Raw genomic sequence first — 21,334 nt, 5'->3', positions numbered from 1 at the left:
TGTCGTGTTTTCCGTCTGTGGTCTGATGTGATTGCTCAGCCCGATGCGATAGCCGCCGAGGCGGTTCGCCGTCAGCCGATCTGAACGCCGGCAGCTTGCCTGGACGTCGCCAGTCGGCCTGGACCCGATCTGGGCGCCGTCAGCCGCCCTGCGTCTCGTCCTGCTGGATTTCGTCGGCATCCACGGGATGCTGTTCCTGCAGATACTGCGAGACCAGGCCCAGGGCCCGGTGGACGCTGAGTCGGTCCTCGGGAGTCAGCGCCTCGAAGTAGGGCTCCATCCGCTCGGCCAGGACATTGCGATTCTCCGCCAGCCGCGCGCGGCCGGCATCGGTCAGTGAGAACTGCGATGCGCGTCTGTCGCTCGCGCTGGCTTCACGGAGGACGTAGCCCGCCTCCTCGAGACGGGCCAGAACCTTCGTCGCGGCCGGCTGAGAACAGAGGTATCCCTGCGCGAAATGACCGACCCGAACGGGCTGGTACTGCTCGACCACGCCGAGGCCGCGCAAGGTGACCAGGTCGCTTTCATCGCCGATCACTCGCCTCAGCGCCCTGGTCAGGCGCGAGGATACGACGACCAGGCCCGAGACGATCTCGTTCGAATCAACATCATCCATAACTCAGTTATATACCTGGGTTATGGAAGTGCGCAAGCACCTGCTCATCTCATGTGACGGACGTCATGGTCCCCTCGGCGATGGACATGCTAATCTGAGTGCACATGTTCCGGGGACGGTGAGATTCCGTACCGGCGGTGATAGTCCGCGACCTGACTGCATCCGTGCAGGCAGCTGACTCGGTGAAATTCCGAGACCGACAGTCAAAGTCTGGATGGGAGGAGCATGGCGGCCACGGTCGCTGTGATTCGGTGCAGCCCACGCACTGTCGCACACGATCGAACGCCCTGATAGTTGCACCCGCAATATTCTCCCTCCCGGCATTCGCTCGGGAGGTTTTTCATGCACGCGGGGTTCACCGATCTAGAATCGACCGCGATGACCGCTGCCCTAAAGGCCGCGCGACGCGGTCACAGAGGTGCGAATCCGCTGGTGGGAGCCGCGATCCTGACGAAGGACGCGCAGGTCGTCGTCGGCCACCACGCCGGTGCCGGCAGTCCCCACGCCGAGGTGGACGCCATCACCACGGCCATCGACCTCGACGTCGACCTCGCCGCCTCCACCCTGTTCGTGACCCTGGAACCCTGCGCGCACACCGGCCGGACCGGACCGTGCACCCAGGCGATCATCGACGCCGGCATCCCCGATGTCGTCTTCGCCCTGCACGATTCCAACGGCGTGGCAGCCGGAGGTGGAACCGTCCTCGCCGAGGCGGGTGTCCGGGTCCGCTCGGGACTGGGCCACGACGAAGCCTCGGCTCTCAACGTCCGGTGGCGGCGTTCCGTCGACGCCGAGCGGCCGTTCGTCACGGCGAAGATCGCGCAGAGTCTCGACGGCATGGTCGCAGCCTCCGACGGAACCAGCCAGTGGATCACCTCGGCGGCCTCACGTGACCATGCGCACGAGCTGCGGTCCCGGGTCGACGGAATCCTCGTCGGGACCGGCACCGCCCTCACCGACGACCCGCGCCTCAACGCCAGAGGCCCGGGCGGTGAACCGCTGGAGTCACAGCCGGTGCCCATCGTGCTCGGACTCACGTCGCTGCCGCCCGAGTCGTTCCTGGCGCTCAACCCCGACACCGTTCACCTGCGCACACATGACATCACGGCTGCCCTGGGAGAACTGCACGCCAGGGGTATGCGGCACATCCTCATCGAGGGAGGACCCGGTGTGCTCGGCGCGTTCTTCGCCGCGGGTGCGGTCGACGAGGTCTTCTGCTATCAGGCTCCCCTGCTCGTGGGACCGGGCCGCTCCAGCCTGTCGGGCCTGAGCACCTCGACGCTGAGCGAGGCCGTCAGCCTGGTTCCCGACGAGACCGCCGAGCCGGCGATGTCTCGGCATGGGCCCGACGTTCTGCTGCACTTCGTCGTCGGAGAGTCGTGCGCTGAGGCTGCTGCCTCCGGCGCTGAGACTGCCGCCGCTGAGACCGACGGTGTCAGCACGAACATCGAAACCACTGACGCATATTTCATCTGACCGGAACCCCACTCACACACAGGACACAATCGGAGGGCACATGTTCACCGGCATCATCGAAGAGCTCGGCGCCGTCGCAGCCATCGAGGACAAGGACGACTCGGCCGTCATCACCATCGACGCGAAGGGCCTCGTCGCCGACCTCGGGCTCGGCGGCTCATTGGCCGTCAACGGTGTGTGCCTGACCTCGGTCAGGGACGAAGCCTCCTCGCCGCCGGGGTCCTTCACCGCCGAGGTGCAGGGCCCCTTCACCGCCGAGGTGATGGGCGAGACGCTGCGCATGACCGGGCTCGGCGCGCTGCGCACCGGGGACCGAGTCAACTTGGAGAGGTGCACACCGACTTCGGGGCGCTTCGACGGGCACGTCGTGCAGGGACACGTCGACGGCTGCGGTGAGCTGCTCAGCCGGGACGACCACGCGGAATGGTCGACGCTGCGGATCGGGATCCCGAATCGCCTGGCGCCGTTTACCGCGCTCAAGGGATCCATCGCCCTCAACGGCGCCTCGCTGACGCTGATCGCCGTGTCCGAACCCACCGAGCCCGACGCGTGGGTCGAGGTCGGGCTCATTCCGGCCACCCTGAATCACACCACCTTCGGCGACATCTCCCCCGGCGACCCGGTCAACATCGAAGTGGACGTGCTCGCGAAGTACACGGCGCGCCTGCTCTCGTTCGGCACCGACCCCGCCGGACCGGCACAGTCCGGCCCGGCACAGCCCGCCGCCTCCGCCGAGACGACCACGCTCTTCAACTCAACAGAGCCCACCCGACAAGGAGCCGACCATGACTGAGACCACCCCGAGCGCCGCTCGGCTCGATCCGATCGACGAGGCGATCGCCGCCTTCGCCGCGGGCCGGCCCATCGTCGTCGTCGATGACGAGGACCGCGAGAACGAAGGCGATCTCATCATGGCCGCCGAATTCGCCGAGGCCGCGACCATGGGCTTCTTCGTCCGCTACACCTCCGGCGTCATCTGCGCGCCCATGGAGGCCGAACGTGCCGCCGCGCTCGAACTGCCTCCCATGGTCGCCGCCAATGAGGACCCGAAGGGCACCGCGTACACGATCAGCTGCGACGCGGTCGGAGTGACCACCGGGATCAGCGCCGCCGAACGCGCCATGACCGGCCGCCACCTCGCCGCAGCAGACCCCGACCCGGCCTCGATCACGCGCCCCGGGCATGTGTTCCCCCTCATCGCGAAGTCCGGCGGAGTCCGTGAACGCCCCGGCCACACAGAGGCCGGAGTCGAGTTCGCACGCCTGTCCGGAGCCAGTCCGGTGGCGATGATCGGCGAAGTGGTCCACGACGACGGCTCGATGATGCGCTTCGACTCCCTCCGCGAATTCGCCGACGCCCATCGGCTCGTGATGGTCTCGATCGAAGAGCTCATCGACTACCTGAACGAGGCGGAATCCGTCGTCGAAACGGAATCGGCCGCCAAGGCGGAATCGGGCACCGAAGCGGAATCGGGTGTCCAGGCGGAATCGGCCGTCGAAGCCTCGGCGGAGGTCTCACTGCCGACGAAGCACGGAAGCTTCACTTCCCGCGCATTCACGATCGACGGCCACGACCACCTCGGCGTGTTCTCCGGGGTGAGCTCTCCCGCAGTCGTCGATGACTCGGCGGGCTGGGAGTCGTCGCTGCGGGGACCGGCGCCTCTGGTTCGCGTGCATTCGGAGTGCCTGACCGGCGACGTCTTCGGGTCTCACCGGTGCGACTGCGGAGAGCAGCTGGATCTGGCGATGCACCGCATCTCCGAGGAAGGCGGCGCCGTGATCTACATGACCGGCCATGAGGGGCGCGGAATCGGTCTGGGCAACAAGCTTCGTGCCTACGCCTTGCAGGATCAGGGCCTGGACACGGTTGACGCGAACCGTGAGCTCGGCTTCCACGACGATGATCGTGACTACCGCGCCGCGGCAGAGATCCTGCGCTCGATCGGCCTGACTCGCATCCGACTGCTGACGAACAACCCGGAGAAGACACGGGCTCTCGAATCGCTGGGAATCACGATCGAGGCCGTCGTTGCGCTCGAGATCCCCGCCCGGCCGGAGAACTCGAACTACCTCAACACGAAGCGCCGGCGCATGCACCACACGCTGACCCTGCCCTCGGTGGTCGGCAGCGCCACCGCCTCGACGCCCACCGCTGAGAAGCATCACTGCTGACAACCTGTACTTCCAGGCACCCACCGACGCCTTGAAGAATCTTCGGCCGTTGCGGCCGCTACGAAAGGATCCACCCATGGCACATTCCGGAGCACCTGATCTCACCGCCTCTGCGACTGACACTCGCGTCGCCATCGTCGCCGCCTCCTGGCACACGCAGATCATGGACGGCCTCGTCGACGGCGCCCAGCGGGCAGCCAGCGAAGCCGGAGCCCAGACCACCCTGGTCCGGGTCCCGGGAAGTTTTGAGTTGCCCCTCGCCGCGGCACGGCTGGCACCGCACTTCGATGCGGTGATCGCCCTCGGAGTCGTCATCCGCGGCGGCACCCCGCACTTCGACTACGTCTGCCAAGCCGCCACGGACGGCCTCAACCGAGTCGCGATCGACTCCCGCAAACCGGTCGGGTTCGGGGTGCTGACCTGCGACACCGAACAGCAGGGACTCGACCGTGCAGGGCTCGAGGGATCCCAGGAGGACAAGGGCCACGAAGCCATGACCGCCGCGCTGGTCACCGCTCAGGCTCTGGCCGACTACCCGATCGTGTGAGCGGCGCCATGTTGCGGTGACGGAGCTTCGTCATCGCAACGACAACAGGGCGGAAATGCACCAACGATGGGCAAGTTCTCCTCGATTTCAGCGATGGATTCGAGGAGAACTTGCCCACCGATCCATTGCGAGCAGGATTGCGCTTCATCATTGTTCTCCGGCGAGTCATACACGCCCGCCGGTGTCCTCGACTTCTGCATTATTCCTTGTGGATCCGCTGGTGGAGTGCGCGGGAATTCGGCACTGTTGCCTCGCCAAAGCCGAGAAGCTCGACCGAGCACACACGATGGGAACACTGCTGATCTGCACGAACTTTCCTGCGACACTGCGCTCGTCCTGTCCACAGCTTGGTTTGACTCCGACGTAGATGCCCTGAGGACAGTCAGCAGCTGTTCACAGCCCAATATTCGTTGTAGAAGTTGCCGTGCCGATCGTCCAAAACTGATCGCCATGACTTATTGGCACTCGAAACCGATGAAGTTCCGTAATATGCCGGAGCCATTCACTCGGGATGATTTGGCATCGAGGAAGATCACTCCATACTCGCTGGAACATGACCCGCGCTACCTCCAGATACTCTACGGAGTCTGGATCGATAAGACCGAAGACCGCCAATCCCCGACGCCAATCTGGGCAGGACCAGAATGGGTGAGAACGGCCACCATGCTATGTGGGTTTCGACTGCGCCGCCCAGAGGTCATCGGCACGCTCTGGACGGCGGCACGTCTCTATGGTCTGCCTATGTCTCACCAGGTCAAGGACAAGCCGCTCCATGTCGCAGGCGGTAGGGATTGCTCGCGCATTGTCAGGCGAGATGTCGTACTGCATCGACATCAGCAGCTCGAACAGATCGACTTCTTTGGCTTGCCGCTGATCACGGTCCCTCATCTGCTGGTCGAGCTTGGACGCCATCTCAGTCTGACTGAACTCGTGCAGTTCGGGGACGCCGCGGTGTCGAAGCGGTTCGGCGGACCGAAGACCACCGTAGAATCGCTGAAGACCGAACTCGCCGCCCGAAGCCAGGTCCGCAATCGCAGACGGCTTCAGATGGCGTTCTCGCTCATCAGGCTGACGGTTGATTCGCCTCGCGAGACGTGGCTGAGACTGTGGATCATCAACAATGGCTTTCCCGAACCGGTGGTCCACCCGAAGGTCCACAGTCGAATCAAGAACGTGACTCTTCAGCCCGATCTGGGTTACCCCGAGCTGAAGCTGGCGATCGAGTACGAGGGAGACCACCACAGGACGTCACCGGGCCAGTTCAACTCCGACATCGAACGGCGACAACTGCTCGAAGCTGAAGGATGGACCGTCCTACGAGTCACGAAGAATACAAACATGATGACATTCAGAAAACTTCTCGCTGTACACGTGCACAACCTCTCCTGAGCAAGGAAACGGGCGGCAAGTTCACCTCGATCCTGATCTCGAAATCGAGGTGAACTTGCCGCCCGTTTGGACGCAGCGCGTGATCAGACTCGCCAGTCGGCGGCTACCAGCTTCTAGAGGTTCAGAACAGTTGGCGGATGTTCGTCCGGGCCAGATCGATGAGCTCGTCGCCCTTGCCCGACATCACCGTGCGGATGGCGTAGAGGGCGAAGCCCTTGGCCTGCTCGGCGGTGATGGTCGGCGGCATCGACATCTCCTGTCGCTCGGTGACCACGTCGAGGACCGCGGCCCCGTCGTAGGCCAGGAATGCCTTGACGACCTTCGGGAGGTCCTTCGACTTCTCGACGCGGAAGCCCTTGATGCCGACCGCCTCGGCGATGGTGGAGAAGTCCGGGTTGGCCAGTTCGGTGCCGAAGGTGACGAACCCGGCGGCCTTCATCTCCAACTCCACGAAGTTCAGTGAGGAGTTGTTGTAGACGACGGTCTTGACCGGCAGCTTGTTCTGCGTCAGGGTGAGCAGCTCGCCGAGGAGCATCGCCAACCCGCCGTCACCGGCCAGAGCGATGACCTGCCGATCGGGGTGGGACGCCTGCACACCGACGCTCTGGGGCAGGGCGTTGGCCATGGACCCGTGGCTGAAGGAACCGATGAGCCTGCGCCTGCCGTTCATGTGCAGATATCTGGCGGCCCAGGTCACCGGTGAACCGACGTCGGGGATGAACACGGCGTCGTCGTCCGCGGCCTCGTCGATCAGACGCGTCAGATACTGCGGGTGGATCGTCCGCTTCGACGGGGTCGCCAGCTCGTCGAGTTCCTTGCGGGTCTTCGAGTAGTGCTTGGTCATCGTCTTCAGGTGCGCACTGCTGCGATTGGGTTTGATCAGAGGCAGCAGAGCATCGACGGTGTCGGCCACCGTGCCCACCAGTCCGATGTCGACCGGGGTGCGCCGTCCGATCTGGGAGCCGCGGATGTCGGTCTGGATGACCGTCGCGTCATCGGGATAGAACTGCTGGTACGGCAGGTCGGTGCCCAGCATGAGCAGGGTGTCACAGCCTTTGAGCGCGTGATAGCCGGAGGAGAAGCCCAACAGACCCGTCATCCCCACGTCGTACGGATTGTCGTGTTCGACGAACTCCTTGCCGCGCAGAGCGTGGACGATCGGGGCCTGCAGCTTCTCGGCGACGGCGATGAGCTGATCGTGGGCACCCGCGGTCCCGGCACCGGCGAGGATCGTGACCTTCTTGCCCTTGTTCAGCGCCTTCGCGGCCGCATCGACCTGGGAATCGGCGGGGATCACGTGCGAGGGATAGGACTTGACCACCTCGGCGGGGGCATCGATCTCGGCCAGCCCGATGTCGCCGGGGATGACGAGAACTGCGACGCCGCGCTTCTCGACGGCTTCGCGCATGGCAACGCGCAGCAGGCGCGGCATCTGCTCCTTGGTGGCCACGTGCTCGAGGTAGACGCTGCATTCGCGGAAGACGTCGGTCGGGTGGGTTTCCTGGAAATAGTTCGAACCGATTTCATCGCTGGGGATGTGTGCGGCGATCGCGAGCACAGGCACGCGGGAGCGCTGAGCATCGTAGAGGCCGTTGATGAGGTGGAGGTTTCCCGGCCCACAGCTGCCGGCACAGACGGCGAGCTCACCGGTCAGTGCGGCTTCGCCACTGGCGGCGAATGATGCGGCCTCCTCGTGGCGGACGTGGACCCAGTCGAGCTGCGGATTGACACGCAGGGCATCGGTGAAGCCGTTGAGCGAATCTCCGGGGATGCCGTAGACGCGCTTGACTCCGCTGGCCACGAGCGTATCGACGATGTTTCTGGCGACGGTGGGCATAGGATTCCTTCCGTTGAACCATCTGGAGCCGTGACAGCTCCGGGGTGGGCCCGGCCGACGACCCGGTCAGAGTGCCGACGCAGGCTGGTACCGCAGTTTCAGTCTATCCCGGCAGCAGTGGCCTGAGGGTGTGAAGCCAGAGACATCACTGACCATTGTCTGAGGTCCCGCCGTGATCGCTCCCGGATCGGCAGACCGTCCATCATCGAATCTCAACCCGACCGTTCGTCGCAGGCGGTCTCGGCCATCGTCCGGTGCAGGTGGTGATGCCAGTGGGTCATGCGTCATGCGTTTCGCCTGGGAGTGCGTCTTCGCCTGGGAGTGCGTCTTCGCCTGTGAGTGCGTCTTCGGCTGTGGGCGCTCCTTCGCCTGGGAGTGCGTCCGTCGGTTCATCGGTCAGCCGCAGCAGGGTGTTGGCCAGCACGCTGATCCCAGCGGTGCAGTCCTCGGGAGTGGAATACTCCCGGGGGTTGTGGCTGATCCCATCGTGCTGTCCCCGAACGAACACCATCGCCGTCGGGGCGATCGCGGCCATCTCCTGTGCATCGTGGCCGGCGCCCGACATCAACGTGACGGGCTGGTGCCCCAGCTCAGCTGCGGCTTTGGCGATGACGTCCTGCACCCGTTGGTCGAAGGGGACATGGCTCGTCTTGGCCATTCTCTTGGTCTCCACCCGCAGACCTGAGCACGGCTGCAGTTCGGGCAGCGTGTCCAGAAAGGCTGCGAAGTCCCTCTCGGCCGCGGCCATCTGCTCATCGTCGGGATTGCGCAGGTCCACGGTCAGCTCGGCGCGGTCCGGGACCACGCTGGGCAGCCCTGGCGAGGTGGCGATGTGGCCGACGGTGGCCCTCAGTCGACCGTACGTTCCCGAGTCGACCATCTCGCGCACCTTCACCACGATCTGTGCTGCCGCCAATCCGGCGTCGACCCTCAGCTCGGTCGGAGTGGTGCCGGCGTGGGCGGCGCGTCCATGCAGAGTGACCTTCTGCCAGGAGATCGACTGCACCCCGGTCACAACGCCGATCGCTACTTCGTCACGCAGCAGCACCGGACCTTGCTCGATATGGCACTCCACATAGGCGTGAGGTGCCTCCATCACAACCGGCTGAGTTCCTTTGAATCCGATGCGGTCGAGTTCGTCGCCGAACCGCAGGCCCTCGGAGTCGACCAGGTCGTAGGCGTAGTCGAGGGTGAGCCTGCCCGCTGCCACTGCCGAGCCGAGCATATCGGTGCCGAACCGCACCCCTTCCTCCTCGGTCCATGCAGCGATCACCAATGGGCGCCGCGTCCTGATGCCCCGATCGTTGAGCGAACGTACGACCTCCAGGCCCCCAACACACCGAGACAGCCGTCGAAGGCTCCGGCGGTGCCGACCGAGTCGATGTGCGAGCCGGCCACCACCGGGCGCAGTCTCGGGTCGGCACCTTCCATGCGACCGAAGATCGTCCCCATCTCATCGATGCTCACGTCGAGGTCGGCTTCCTCCATCCATCGCACCAGAAGATTCCTGCCCTCGGCATCTGCATCGGTCAGTGATTGCCGGTTCACCCCTGCCAGTCCGGTCTCAGCGTCGTCGTAGGCACCGATCTGCGCCAACTCCATCAATGTGACCCACAGGCGTTCGCCGTTGATCTCGAGTCGATCCGGGGCAGTTCTGTTCGCCGACACAGTGGCCATGGCATCCTCCGTACGTTGGGCTCGCCGTCGTCAGCGAGCCGATGATCCGTTCAGTGACAACGGTACGAATTCGTCAGTCGCGTAGCGATAGCATGGTTTCGACTGATACCCGTGAAAAATATTCATGATTCGAAAGAAGACCGAGGGCGACGATGTATGACCTGCACCGGCTCCGACTGTTGCGTGAACTGTCACATCGCGAAACACTCGCCGCTGTCGCCGAGGCCCTCGGATACAGCCCTTCTGCCATTTCTCACCAGCTCGGCCTCCTCGAACGCGAAACCGGAACGCGTCTGCTGGAACCGTCCGGCCGCCGCGTTCGTCTCACGGCCGCTGCCGTACAACTGGTCGCTCACACCGAAACGATCCTGCGCGAGCTCGAGCGCGCCGAAGCGGACATCGCCGCCAGTCGCACCACGATCACCGGCACCGTCCATATCGCCACCTTCCAAACCGCAGCACAGACTCTCGTCCTCGACGTCATCCAGCGGCTCGCCCTCCACCACCCTCGGCTGACCGTGACATTCGCCCATGTCGACGCCGAGGCCGCGATACCCGCGCTCATCGCCCGAGACTATGACCTCGTCCTATCCGAGCAGTATCCCGGCAATCCGCAGGCACCGCACCCCGGCGTTAGTTCGGAGCGCGTCCTGGACGACCCGCTGCTCCTCGCCATCCCGGCCGGATGGTCGGCTCGCACCCTTGCCGACTTGGCCGAGAAGCCATGGGTCATGGAACGCCCCGGCACCGCCGCACGTGCTTGGTCCACTGCGACATGCCGCGCCGCCGGCTACGAACCTGAAGTCCCTTACGAGACCTCGGACCTCAACCTCCACTCGGAGATCGTCGACAGTGGCCTTGCCGCTGCCTTCCTGCCCCGACTCGCCTATGCACCGTCACGGTCCTTCCGGACAGTGTCGACCGATCAGCTGCGCATCATCACTGCATCGACTCGGTCGGGCGGTGACAGGAATCCCGCAGTCAATGCCTTCCGCCGTGCCCTCAAGCAGGCGACAGCAGCACCGCGCTGAACTCTGCTCTCATCCCACCGGCGACCGTCTGAGACTCCATCGTCCGAAGCCGGACTCCTCAGTGCCAGGACGTGCGCAGGACCGATGACATCCGCATCGGATTCGTCCCGCGATAGGCGGTGAGGAGCCCTGCCCCGCGTCGAGGTGCCCATCAGTCTGGAACGGGCCTGTGTTCGGCTGTGCATGACGCCGTGGTCCGCGGCATCTCGTTGCCACTGTGCTCACGTCCGCGCCGACAGCACCGTTGCCCCGGTCAGCAGGACCGCCATCACGATCGCCATCATCGGATACCCGCCGACGAGACCGGCCAGTGCCGGCCCTGCTACAGGAGCCAAGGCGGTGCCGACGGTGACGGGAGCGACGAAGACTCCGTTGATCGCTCCGAAGTTCGCTGTACCCCACCGGTCGGCGACGGCCGTTGCCTGCAGCAGGGTGATGCATCCGCGCACACCGCCGGCGAGCATGCCGATCCCGATGAGCAGCCAGACGGGGCCGGGGATGAAGGCCAGGAGCCACAGTCCGATCGCTCCGCACGCGAACAGCAGCACCGTCCTGGCCCGCGAGGTGGTGCGTCTTTCGAGCGCGGGGTAGAAGAACCGTCCGGCGACCTGACCGAAGCCGACGAGCCCGAGGGCGATCGCGGCAAGACCGTACCCCACTCCGCGCTCGATGAGGAGGGGGATGATGTTGATCGTGACGGCGAAGAGCGTGAAAGTCGACAGCGCCACCGCGACCTGGAGGACGATGAACCGGGTCGAGCGTGTGACCGTTCGGATCTCTGCCCGCGATGGGGCCCGAGACTCCTGCGCCGCCTCGTCGGTCCATGACCGGTTGAGGAAGAACAGGTGCATGGGCAGTGCCGTGACCGCGAGAATCCCGGCCAGGACGACGTAGGTCATCCGCCAGCCGCAGGAGTCGATGAGCCAGGCGATGATGGGAGCGAACACGGTCGACGCCAGCCCGCCGACAAGAGTGATCGTCGTCAGGGGCTTGACCCTGTCGGCCCCGTACCAGCGAGTGACGACTGCGAATGCCGGCGGATAGAGCGTGGCCGCCTGCGCAAATCCGGCCAGGACCCAGGCGAGGAAGAAGACGATGAGGTTCGGTGCCGCCGCCACGAGCAGCAGCGCCACGATGCCGGTGAGAGTGCCGAGGCTCATGAGCGTGCGGGGCCCGCGCGAGTCGAGCAGACGACCGACACGGACACCGGCCAGCGCCGAGACGATCAGTCCCACGGTCAGCGCCCCGGTCACCGTCGTATGGCTCCATCCCATGTCCGCGGAGATCGGCGTCACCGCCACCGGCAGCGAATAGTAGAGCAGGCCCCAGCTGGCCAGTTCGGCGATGCACAGGGCTGCCAGTCCACCGCGAGGCCGGTCGGTCACCCGAGCTCCCCCGACCTCGGCGCAGACTCCGTCGACGTCGTCGATGTCGATGTCGACTCCCCCACCGAGGCGGCCAAACGTTCCAACGCTGTGTCCCAGGGAATCCGCTCCTGTTCGAGGCGGACATCGCCCTCGGCACGAATGCGGGTGAGCGCCCGCGCCTCGGTCCCGGTCAGCGCAGGAAATTCGCCACGGTGAGGTTTCGGTTCCTGCACCCACAGGTCCCCGTGGTCGATGAGCGTGGCCTCGTCCATGAGCGTCGATTCCACTTCTGGGAGGTGGGCGCGCAGCCGTGAGAGGATCGCGAAACCGTGCGTGTCCAGGTCGCCCCAATAGATGACTCGTGCACCGTGCACCCAGGTCAGACAGGCAACGTTGTCGACGGCGTAGCCCGAACCATGCACGGCCACTGCATCGGACCAGTCGGGCATCGCGAGCACGGATTCGAGATTTTCGAACACGAAGACGAACCGCGGTGCGATCGCCAGCCGACTCAGCTGACCCACCGGCGCGGTGATGTCGCCCAGCCCGGCGGGCCGAAGTGCGGGGTCGAGGATGCGCAGTCTGATCCGGGCCTCCGCATCGACGACGTCGACCGCTTCGGGGCATCCGATCGCTGCCAGCAGCGCGGTGACCAGAGAACGGTGAGTCTCGAACCATTTCGAGTCGACCCCGCGGATCGGCAGCTGCCTGGGCCGCAGGGTCCCCACCGGGTGGTCTCGCAGCCAGGCGACGACATCGAGCAGCGTGTCGAACTCGGTCTGCTCGAGTCCGAGGATCCGTTTCGCATGCGCCTTGATCGCCGCGGCGATCGGATCGATGCTCGGATCAGCTGCAGCATCCTCCCGCGCCGCTGCCAGCGGTTCGATGCCCGCCGAGGTGACCGCGGCCCGATCGCCGAACCGTGACCTGATCGTCGTGGTCCTGTCCCGCAACCGACGCCACTGTCGGGCCTCGTCTCCGCCGACGAAATTCGCCACGGCGTCAGGCGTTCGCAGGCGCACTCGGAGTGGGATCTGTTGGCGTCCGACCCTCGCCCAGGAGCGTTCGGCCCAATCGATGACGAGGTTGTCCGGATTCTCGGGATTCGAATCACCGGTGTCAGGTGCGGCGATCTCCCGCCAGCTCGCGGCCCAGTCCATCGCGGCCTTCTGGTCCTCGAGCACCTGCTTCTCCGTCGGCGGATGCAGAGCGATCTCGATGACCGCCGGAGTGGAAGCGCCGGCTGCCGAGGCGGGAGCGCCGGCTGCCGAGGTGGAAGCGCCGGCTCCGTGGGTGGACTCGGATGTCTGGGACGCCCAGGTCGACATGGACGAACGCAGGCGGGTACGCGCCTTCACCCGCGCCTCGGCGACGGTGACCATCGTCATCGCGGCCTCATTCGGTCAGCTTCCATCGTCGATCCCGCCCTTGTCTGCGTCATCACCGGCAGCCGAGTCGGCCTCCCCGCTCGACTCTGCGCTGTTCTCCTCATCCCAGACCATCGTCGAGGCGAGGGTCTTCTGCCGGCTCGGGTTCTCGATCGCGGTCGCCGCCCCGACATAGGGTTCGATGGTCTGCAGAAGCTTCTGCGGGGTGGCGAGCACCATGTGGAACCCGAACTCGATGAAGATGTTCAGAGCCATGCGGGTGTACCTCGTGTCGGCCTTGTCGAAGGCCTCGTCGAGGATGATCGTGCCGTACCTCGAGATCGCCTCATCGGGGTCGGCGAGCTGGTAGCGCAGCGCGGCCGCGAGGCAGAAGATCACGAGCTTCTGCTGCTGGCCACCGGACATCGCGGCACCCGAATCGTAGGTGGCGTGGGCCCGACCGTGGTCGTCGATCTCCTCGGCGAGGAAGCTCACGTGCAGACGGGTGTCGAGGCACTGGTTCTTCCACACCTTGTCGACGTGCTCACTCGAGGAGAACCGGCGCATCACCTCGGCGAGGGTGTCGTACTTGTCCTCCGCGGTCTCCATGTCCTCCTCGCCCCAGGTGCCTCCGGCGACCTTGCGGAGGTCGGCGATGAAGGCGTTGACGGTCTCGCTGCGCCGGGTCTTGACCTTCAGCCGCAGGTACCGGCCCTCATCGAACTGGGAGCGCAGCAGGGAGGAATTGATCGGGGCCACCCGGTCCTCGATCTCACGCGGAGCGGCATGGATCTCGTTGAGGAGCTCGCCGATGAGGTCGCGGGAGCGCTGCCGCAGCAGGTCCCGGAACCTGTTCTCGTGATCGGGCAGCCCGTGGGCCAGGATCTCGTCGAGCATCTCGATGTAACCGTGCCGGTTGGCGACGTCGGCGGTGAGGTTCGCGGCGACCGATGTCCACTCGGCCTTGAACTCGGTGGCCAGTCGTGTCACCGCCAATCCGGCCTCATTCGCAGCGGCCTGAGCCTTGTCCTTCTCCGCCTGCAGAGCCTGGGAGACCTGTTGGCCGAGCTCCGGCAGCGACTCACGCCTGATGCTGCGTTGGATCCTCGTGAACCGGGCCTCGAGCTGCTCCGCGATCGTCGGGTCCACCTCCGGGATCCGCCCGGCGTCGACGTCGTCCTCGAGGCGGGTGATCCCTGCCCGCAGGCCGGTGATCTCCTCATTCGACCGGCGCAGAGCGTAGTCGGAGTCGCGGGTGGTGGCCTCGGCCGCCTCCTTCACGGCACGGGCTTCGCGCTCGGCACCGATTGCCTGCTGCAGGTCACCGCCGGAGTCCTCGAGCTCGCGCAGCGCCTTCTCCAGGTTCGCGATCGTCTCCTGGGCACCGGCGACGTCGACATCGCGCCAGGACTGTTCGCGGATACCGGCGAGGATGCCCTTCTTGCGGTTGGCCTGCGCGGTCTCCGCGTTCGCGGCGTCGACGATCGTCTGTGCCTCGCTCAGCTCTGTCTGTGCTTCCTTGAGGGCGGCGATGAGGGCTTCGAGTTTGCTCTCCCGGTCACCGAGCACCCATTGGCTGCGATCGTCGATTCGACGCCGGTCGTCCTTCTCATAGCGAGTCCGTGAGGTCTTGACCTGCCCCTTGACGGTCACCGCCCGCGGATGGTCGTCGAGTTCCTCGGGACGCTCGACGCAGGCGAAGTCGAAACGTTCGGACAGCGTCGAATGCGCCCATTCCCCGAACCCGGTCTGGGCCACCGTGACCCGGTTGACCAAGGACTTCGCAGAGTTGACCGGACGTGGTTTCCCCACCTGGGCAGGGATCTCCTCGAACACGAGTCGTCCCTTGATCCGGTGGGAGTCGACCCAGGACCGAACCTGTCCGAGGTTCTCGCTGCGGACGAGGACCGTCAGCGCCAATGGGCGCAGCACGCGTTCGATCGCCCCGGTCCAGGCGGCGTGTTCGGGGTCGACCTCGATGAGTTCGGCCGCGAAGGGCAGCGCCTTCTCACTCAGCCCCGTGCCCTCGGCCAGCTCGTGTCGGATCTGGAGCAGATTGTTCGGCACGGTCGAACCCGAGCGACGCAGCGAGTCGATCTCGGCCTCGAACTCCCGCACCCGTCTGCGGGCCGTGGAGAAACGGTCGTGATCGGCGTGGCTGGGGCCCGCGGCCTGAGTCTCGTCGTCGAGGGTGGCCGCGATCTGGGTCTGGAGCTCCGCGAATTCCGCCGCCGAGGTGGGCACCCGTTCGATCTCGGCCTGCTTGAGCTGTCGCTCCAGGCTCGCCCACCGATCGGCGATGGCCCGGCGTTCGGTCTCGGCCGTGTCGATGCGCTGCTGCAGGTGCTCGGCCTCGGAGCCGCCGAGTTCGAGGGTCGCGCGACGAGCGAGGTCGTATTCGTCGACCGCGGCGTCGTAGTCCTTCTTCGCCCGATCGGCGGCGACCTCGAGCTCGACGAGGTCGCGGCGCAGCGCCGAGAGGTCCGAACGCATGAGGTCGAGTTCGCGTCTCTTCTGGAACGGCAGCAGGGCATCGTTGAGCGAGATCGCCTTCGTCGCCGACTCATGGGCGAAGTCGTATCGGTTCGAGGCCTCGCGCAGCTGCAGGAGGTGATCGCGTTGCCGACGCAGTTCGACCACATGGTCGTGGGCGTCCTTGAGGTCCCCGAACTGGTTGACCGCGGTCTCGGCGAGGTCGAAGGTGACCGGCGGTTCGAGCATGTGGTCACGGAAGAGGCGGTCGAGACTGTCGAGGCTCTTGGCCGACTGCGTCTTGTGCAGCAGCTGCAGCGCCGATTCGCTGGCCATGCCGAAGACCTTGCGCATCCGGGCGTAGAACCTGCCGTGGGAACCGTTCGAGGTGATGATCGCCTCGGGGTGCTCGGTCTTGAGCTTCCTGGTCTCGAGGCCGGATCGCGCATACTGCTGCAGATCGGCGAGATCGAGTCCCGTCCGTTCGAGAATGCAGGCGTCGGACAGGTCGGTCGACTTCGTTCCCGAACCCTTGATGAAGAAGAGCCTGGCCAGCGACAGCGGCCGGTCGGTGCCGTTGTCGTAGCGGAGGATGATGCCGCTCCAGGTGGCCCGCGGTCGCAGGTACTTGCTGACGACACGGTCCTCATCGGAGTCCGCGGTGCGGGTCCATGCGCCGCGGACATAGCTGACGAGGCTGCGCTGGTCGATGCGACTGCCCGCGGTCTGGGCGGCGACGTTGAAGCGCAGCCACTTGTCGGGGGTGAGCACGGCGGCGATGCCGTCGAGCAGCGAGGACTTGCCCGAGCCCGAGGGCCCGGTGATGAGATGGCCCTTGTGGGAGATGGGGATGCGGTGGATATCCGCATCGAAGGTGCCCCAGTTCGCGATCTGGATCTCGGACAGGCGCCACTGACTGCCCACGTCGGGACGATCGGCTCCGCGAGCGCGGGCCTGGTCCGCGATGAGCGCGGCATCGATCGGGAACAGTGCCTCGGTCATGCTTCGTCCTCCTCGGCCTCGCCTGCACCGCGATCGGCAGCAGGCTCGGCTGTTCCGCGAGAGGAGTCGGCCTCGGCTGTGCCGCGATCGGGATCGGAGTCGTCGGACTCATCCGAACCAGGGCCATCGGTCTCGTCGCTCTCATGCGAACCGGGCCACGCCTCGGCGCTGGAGCCCTTGGCCTCTCCCGAGGCGATGCGCTTGTAGACGTCGATGAGCTCACGGACCCGGTCCTCGTCGATGAGGAACTTCACCATCGGCGAGATCTCGAAGCGCTCCTCACCGGCCTTGTGGAGGACGCGCAGACGGTTGCTCATCCGATTCCAGGAGCCGTTGAGGTTGCGCTGGAACGTCGATTCGTCGCCGGTGCGATAGATCGCGAGGCGCTCGTAGACCTCCTCACGGTCGATGATCACTCGCCGTTCGCCGGGCGCGGCGAGCAGCAGCTGCCGCAGGACGAGGAGCATGGCGGTGTCGAGGAAGGTCAGCCTTTCGCTGCGCACGGCCGCGGGGACATCGATCTGGTCGGTGACGACCTTGCGGGTGAAGGCGAATTCGTCGACCTTGTCGATGACGAGCTCGAGGAACAGATCGTGCAGCCGTGAGCGGACGAGTCCCTCATCGGCGACCAGGGCCGACCACAGCTGCGGGCTCTGCGCGCCGGAGACGTAGGGGCCCTTGAGCAGCTCGAGCAGAACCCGCCGGGTGCGCTCGCCCAGGGTGCCCGTGTCATCGCCCCAGAGCGCGCTCGGATTGTGGACGGTGTCCGGGGCCTCGGCGGGGGTGTCGGCGGAATCGGTCATAGTGTGATGCCCTCGGTGAAGTAGTGGCGGCGGATCGTGGCGCTGCGGCCGGTCCCGTCGACCCCGGCCCATTCGAGCCTGTCGCGCGATTCGGGGTCGACATGCCCGTAGGTGCTGGCCAGCGACAGCAGGCCGACCACGCTGGCCAGGCCCTGTGAAGCCGGGAAGCCGTCGAGCACCTCGGCGACGGAGACCTGCTCACAGCCGTGGATGGCCCGGTTGACGTTATCGGCCAGCTCCGCGAAGTCGATCTCGGATTCCCTGGCGACGGCGATGAGCTCGGCGAAGTCGACGTCGCTCTCGGCGGCCTCGCCCAGTTCGGCGCCGGCGTCGAATTCGGTGGGGTCGTGGAGGACGACCTCCCCGACGCTGGCGAGTGCGACGCTCGAGAGTTCGAGGTCCACGCCGAGGTCGTCGTAGGGTCTGCGGACCTGTGAGACCGGGGCCGCGGCAGCGAGGGCGTCTTGGATGAGGGTGCGCATGACGCGGTCGCGTTGGAATTCGTGGGAGTGGACGTAGCGGCGCAGCCCGCGGGCGAATTCGGAGAGGATGTCCGAGACCTCGCGGGAGCCGTCCTTCATCTGCCGCATGAGCGTGCGCAGCGATCGGCGGGTCTCGGGCGTGAGTGAGGCCGAGAAGTCACGGTCGAGGATGGAGGCGATGTCCTCGTCGAAGGCCGCCGCCTGTTCGGGGTCGCGGACGAGCTGGGAGAAGGCCGAGAATGTTCTGCCCTCGTCGGAGGATTCGATGAGATCGACGCCGCGGAAGACCTCGTCGAGGACCTGGGACTGCGAGTCCTCGGCGGCGAGTATCGAGATCCGCAGCTCCTGGTTGAGGTCTTCGAAACGGGCGCGGACGCGGGCGAAGTCGGCAGGCAGGCCCTCCGCTTGCTGGAGGATGTCGCCGACGCGTTCGTTCGCGCGGCGCCGGTCGAGGACGATCGAGCGGGGGTCGCCGCGGCGGACGCGAGCGATCTCCGCGTCGATGCGATCGCGTTCGGCCTGCAGGGACTCCAGGCGCCGTGAGCTGTCCGGGTCGGTGTCGATGGCCAGCTGCCGCACCGATTGGGCCAGGCTGACCAACCGTGATTCGGTCGCTGTCTGCGGCGGGGTGCGCAGCTGTTCGAGCATGCGGATGGCGTCGAATCCTGCGGCTGAGAGCTCGTAGGTCTCGCCCCTCACCGAGGTGGCCGGACGCCTCACGAGTATCTCCGCCCTTCGCCAGTCGTCGCAGTAGGCCTTCGCCGTCCGCGTGGACAGGTCGAAGTGATCGCGCAGCTCCTCGAGGTCGGAGTCGATGGACTCGTGCAGGTCCTCGGTGGACATCCGAGTACCGGGCTTGCCGAGGTGGGTGCCGAGCGCTGCTGCCATGACGGGGAGATGATCGGCCCGCAGCATGCGCAGAGTGGCATTGGAGTCGAGCAGTCGCCGGTAGGCGAGCGCGGAGCTGAGGGCGGACATGTCACCTATTGTCTGCGCCGGTGGGGCCCGTTGCCAATTTCGGACGCTGTGACTCGACCGTGAGCGACCTGTGAACTTACCTACCATCATCCCGTGACACGACCCACAGAAACTGCATAACGATGCCGAATTGTTATACAGTGTGCCGATGACTCGGATGCGACGATGGCCCTACTCCTTCACTCTGCTGCTCTCCCTCGCTGTGGCAGCGGTCGCCGTGAGCTCTTCGATCTACCTCGGCCGGCCGCTCAGGGATCCGGACGGCTTCCTCGGCCCCGCCTATGTCCGGCTGCCGCTGCTGGCGCTGCTGTTCTTCGGCGTGGGGATCGTTGTGGACGCTCTGCGGACGAGCGGCTGGAGGCAGCTTCCTTCGGGAATACGCAGCGTCGTGAGGAACGAGTGGAGCCTCAAGCGCGTGCTCTGCGTCACCGCGGGCATGCTCAGCTTCTACATCTGCTATGTCAGCTACCGCAACCTCAAGAGCGACCTTCCGATCTACCGTGAGGGCACTCTCTTCGACCAGCAGCTCTCACACTCCGACCTCTGGCTGGGCGGAGGAATCAATCCCGCAGTGTTCCTGCACGACCTGTTCGGCACCGATGTCATGGCCGAAGTGCTCTCCCTGGTCTACCTTGCCTATCTTCCGCTCATCCCCATCAGCCTCGGGGCCGTCCTCATCCTCAATCGCAACCTCGCCGTCGGTGCCTGGTATGCGACGACGCTCAGCCTCAACTGGGTACTCGGCACGGTCAGCTACTACATTCTGCCCGCCCTGGGACCGGTCTTCACCCGTCCGGAGCTCTACTCCGGCCTTCCCGAAACCGGAGTCAGCGACCTGCAGCAGTCACTGATCAGCACTCGCCTCGACTATCTTGCCGACCCGATCGGCAGCGGGGAGATCCAGGGGGTGGCGGCATTCGCGTCCCTGCACGTGTCCGTGACCTTTGCGGCGGCGCTATTCATGATGCGCACCCGTCAGAAGCCGCTGCTGCAGGCTCTGACCTGGATATTCTTCGCGTTCACGGTGGTGGCCACTCTCTACTTCGGTTGGCACTACATCGTCGATGACATCGCGGGGATGGCCATCGGCTGGGCTGCCGTGTCCCTGGGTGCCTGGGTCACCGGCAACCGGAGACGGCGTTCGCCGCGCGCCCGCTTCGGCAAGGTTGGGCGCAGTGAGGAATCGGCTCTCGTCGAAACCACGTAACGTCCTCGGCGGCGTCACGGGTCCACGGCGTCACGGGCCCGGGGAGACGTCTTCGGCGGCGTCTGCGGCGTGCCCGGTCACCACCAGGTGACCGGAACCGTGCCCTCTCGTCTGCCGTCGGCGCCGAGGATCTGCCCCATCCTCTTGTAGGGACGCAGCGCCGCTTTGCGTTCGACGACGGTCGCACGTGGCGAGACTTTGAGCACCTGCGCCTCGTGGTCCTGTACCTGCCCGTAGTCGTGTACCCACAGTGTGGCGGTGAAGTTCGCACCGGCCAGCACCTGCGAGGACACCCGGCACATCGGGTCGGCGGCCACCGCAGCCCCGACCTCGTCGATCGAGTCGATCGGGATCGACCAGCCGAGGATGACCTCCTGCAGACCTGAGCGCTCCATCAGCACCGGACACGCGGCTGAAAGTCGGGACCGGAATTCGTGCCGCCTCTCATCGCCGCTTCTGCGTCATCTGCTCCTCACCCCTTCCACCGAAGGTCTCCGGGTCGACGGGCCGATCCTTCTTGGGCAGTTTCGCGACGACGAGGCAATAGGATTCGAGGACGAGATCATGGAGCAGGTCGGCGTCGAGAATGTTGCCGGGACAGGAATCGTCACTGTCGACCGCAGCCTCGTCATCTGGGCCTGCACCTCCGACACCTGCCACGGTGATCCAGTGCTTCTTGTTCATGTGGTATCCGGCCGTGATCTCCTCATAGGCGTCGCGGAGGACCTCCCCGTCGAGCGGATCGATCTTGAGATTCAGGCTGGGCACACCGCGCAGATCGAAGAACATCATGAACATCTTCCCGCGCACCTTGTACACGGCGTATTCGGGGCCGAACGGGTACTCGATCTCCACCGACGGATACTGGACCGCCTGGTCATGGCCGAGGGTGAGGACAGCGTCGGGATCCAT

General features: G+C 65.7%; 18 protein-coding genes and 1 riboswitch. Of the genes, 7 read left to right on the top strand and 11 right to left on the bottom strand.

The features are described 5' to 3' along the window. Positions 1–139 precede the first annotated feature (139 nt). Positions 140–616 carry a MarR family winged helix-turn-helix transcriptional regulator gene (locus BKA07_RS05115; RefSeq protein WP_167949946.1) on the bottom strand — a complete coding sequence of 159 codons (477 nt, stop codon included), beginning with the start codon at positions 614–616 and terminating at the stop codon, positions 140–142. A gap of 101 nt (positions 617–717) precedes the next feature. Beyond that, positions 718–846, top strand: a riboswitch (FMN riboswitch). Positions 847–994: 148 nt separating this feature from the next. Between BKA07_RS05115 and ribD the strand changes: the two genes are divergently transcribed. From ribD to BKA07_RS05090, 5 genes are all read left to right on the top strand, one after another. Continuing rightward, positions 995–2,092, top strand: a complete 1,098-nt coding sequence (gene ribD / locus BKA07_RS05110; protein WP_245161845.1) for a bifunctional diaminohydroxyphosphoribosylaminopyrimidine deaminase/5-amino-6-(5-phosphoribosylamino)uracil reductase RibD — start codon at positions 995–997, stop codon at positions 2,090–2,092. Between the two features lie 40 nt (positions 2,093–2,132). Further along, entirely contained in the window at positions 2,133–2,885 is a 753-nt protein-coding gene (locus BKA07_RS05105; RefSeq protein ID WP_167949944.1) for a riboflavin synthase, read from the top strand. Continuing rightward, positions 2,878–4,263 carry a 3,4-dihydroxy-2-butanone-4-phosphate synthase gene (gene ribB / locus BKA07_RS05100; protein ID WP_167949943.1) on the top strand — a complete coding sequence of 462 codons (1,386 nt, stop codon included), beginning with the start codon at positions 2,878–2,880 and terminating at the stop codon, positions 4,261–4,263. The genes BKA07_RS05105 and ribB overlap by 8 nt, the downstream gene beginning before the upstream one ends. 76 nt (positions 4,264–4,339) lie before the next feature. Then, positions 4,340–4,810: a 6,7-dimethyl-8-ribityllumazine synthase gene (ribH, locus tag BKA07_RS05095; RefSeq protein WP_167949942.1), complete on the top strand. Its 471-nt coding sequence runs from the start codon at positions 4,340–4,342 to the stop codon at positions 4,808–4,810. 648 nt (positions 4,811–5,458) lie between these two features. Continuing rightward, positions 5,459–6,199: a PDDEXK family nuclease gene (locus tag BKA07_RS05090; RefSeq protein ID WP_209043872.1), complete on the top strand. Its 741-nt coding sequence runs from the start codon at positions 5,459–5,461 to the stop codon at positions 6,197–6,199. Positions 6,200–6,320: 121 nt separating this feature from the next. Here the strand turns inward: BKA07_RS05090 and poxB are convergent, their stop codons facing one another. The 3 genes from poxB to BKA07_RS18985 all read right to left on the bottom strand — a co-directional run bounded on the left by poxB (position 6,321) and on the right by BKA07_RS18985 (position 9,713). Beyond that, positions 6,321–8,036, bottom strand: coding sequence for a ubiquinone-dependent pyruvate dehydrogenase (gene poxB / locus BKA07_RS05085; RefSeq protein ID WP_167949940.1), 1,716 nt, complete (start codon positions 8,034–8,036; stop codon positions 6,321–6,323). 277 nt (positions 8,037–8,313) lie between these two features. Beyond that, positions 8,314–9,312 (bottom strand): hydantoinase/carbamoylase family amidase, encoded by a 999-nt coding sequence (locus BKA07_RS05080; protein ID WP_342448995.1) that lies wholly within the window; start codon positions 9,310–9,312, stop codon positions 8,314–8,316. After that, the gene (locus BKA07_RS18985) at positions 9,306–9,713 is read right to left on the bottom strand and encodes a hypothetical protein (protein ID WP_209043871.1); all 408 of its coding nucleotides are present in this window, start codon (positions 9,711–9,713) and stop codon (positions 9,306–9,308) included. The genes BKA07_RS05080 and BKA07_RS18985 overlap by 7 nt, the downstream gene beginning before the upstream one ends. Before the next feature lie 152 nt (positions 9,714–9,865). On the opposite strand from BKA07_RS18985, the gene BKA07_RS05075 reads away from it, so the two are divergent. Then, positions 9,866–10,744: a LysR family transcriptional regulator gene (locus BKA07_RS05075; protein WP_167949939.1), complete on the top strand. Its 879-nt coding sequence runs from the start codon at positions 9,866–9,868 to the stop codon at positions 10,742–10,744. 221 nt (positions 10,745–10,965) lie between these two features. Here the strand turns inward: BKA07_RS05075 and BKA07_RS05070 are convergent, their stop codons facing one another. The 5 genes from BKA07_RS05070 to BKA07_RS05050 are packed head-to-tail and all read right to left on the bottom strand — an operon-like array spanning position 10,966 to position 19,215. Further along, a complete protein-coding gene (locus BKA07_RS05070; RefSeq protein ID WP_167949938.1) occupies positions 10,966–12,129 on the bottom strand; it encodes an MFS transporter in 1,164 nt (387 codons plus the stop codon). Then, a complete protein-coding gene (locus BKA07_RS05065; RefSeq protein ID WP_167949937.1) occupies positions 12,126–13,499 on the bottom strand; it encodes a Wadjet anti-phage system protein JetD domain-containing protein in 1,374 nt (457 codons plus the stop codon). Before BKA07_RS05065 ends, BKA07_RS05070 begins: the two co-directional genes overlap by 4 nt. 15 nt (positions 13,500–13,514) lie before the next feature. Further along, positions 13,515–16,952 carry an ATP-binding protein gene (locus BKA07_RS05060; protein ID WP_245161844.1) on the bottom strand — a complete coding sequence of 1,146 codons (3,438 nt, stop codon included), beginning with the start codon at positions 16,950–16,952 and terminating at the stop codon, positions 13,515–13,517. Continuing rightward, positions 16,949–17,755: a DUF4194 domain-containing protein gene (locus tag BKA07_RS05055; protein WP_167949936.1), complete on the bottom strand. Its 807-nt coding sequence runs from the start codon at positions 17,753–17,755 to the stop codon at positions 16,949–16,951. Before BKA07_RS05055 ends, BKA07_RS05060 begins: the two co-directional genes overlap by 4 nt. Then, positions 17,752–19,215: a DUF3375 domain-containing protein gene (locus tag BKA07_RS05050; protein WP_167949935.1), complete on the bottom strand. Its 1,464-nt coding sequence runs from the start codon at positions 19,213–19,215 to the stop codon at positions 17,752–17,754. The genes BKA07_RS05055 and BKA07_RS05050 overlap by 4 nt, the downstream gene beginning before the upstream one ends. A 148-nt stretch (positions 19,216–19,363) precedes the next feature. On the opposite strand from BKA07_RS05050, the gene BKA07_RS05045 reads away from it, so the two are divergent. Beyond that, entirely contained in the window at positions 19,364–20,422 is a 1,059-nt protein-coding gene (locus BKA07_RS05045) for a phosphatase PAP2 family protein (RefSeq protein ID WP_245161843.1), read from the top strand. 77 nt (positions 20,423–20,499) lie between these two features. Here BKA07_RS05045 and BKA07_RS05040 read toward each other — a convergent pair whose 3' ends face one another. Both BKA07_RS05040 and BKA07_RS05035 read right to left on the bottom strand, forming a co-directional pair. Next, a complete protein-coding gene (locus BKA07_RS05040) occupies positions 20,500–20,817 on the bottom strand; it encodes a hypothetical protein (RefSeq protein WP_167949934.1) in 318 nt (105 codons plus the stop codon). Positions 20,818–20,866: 49 nt separating this feature from the next. Beyond that, a complete protein-coding gene (locus BKA07_RS05035; RefSeq protein ID WP_167949933.1) occupies positions 20,867–21,334 on the bottom strand; it encodes an MmcQ/YjbR family DNA-binding protein in 468 nt (155 codons plus the stop codon).

This window comes from Brevibacterium marinum (assembly GCF_011927955.1).
Lineage (GTDB): Bacteria > Actinomycetota > Actinomycetes > Actinomycetales > Brevibacteriaceae > Brevibacterium > Brevibacterium marinum.
Note: the sequence above shows the minus strand (reverse complement) of the source record. Positions and strands in the feature narration are given on the sequence as shown.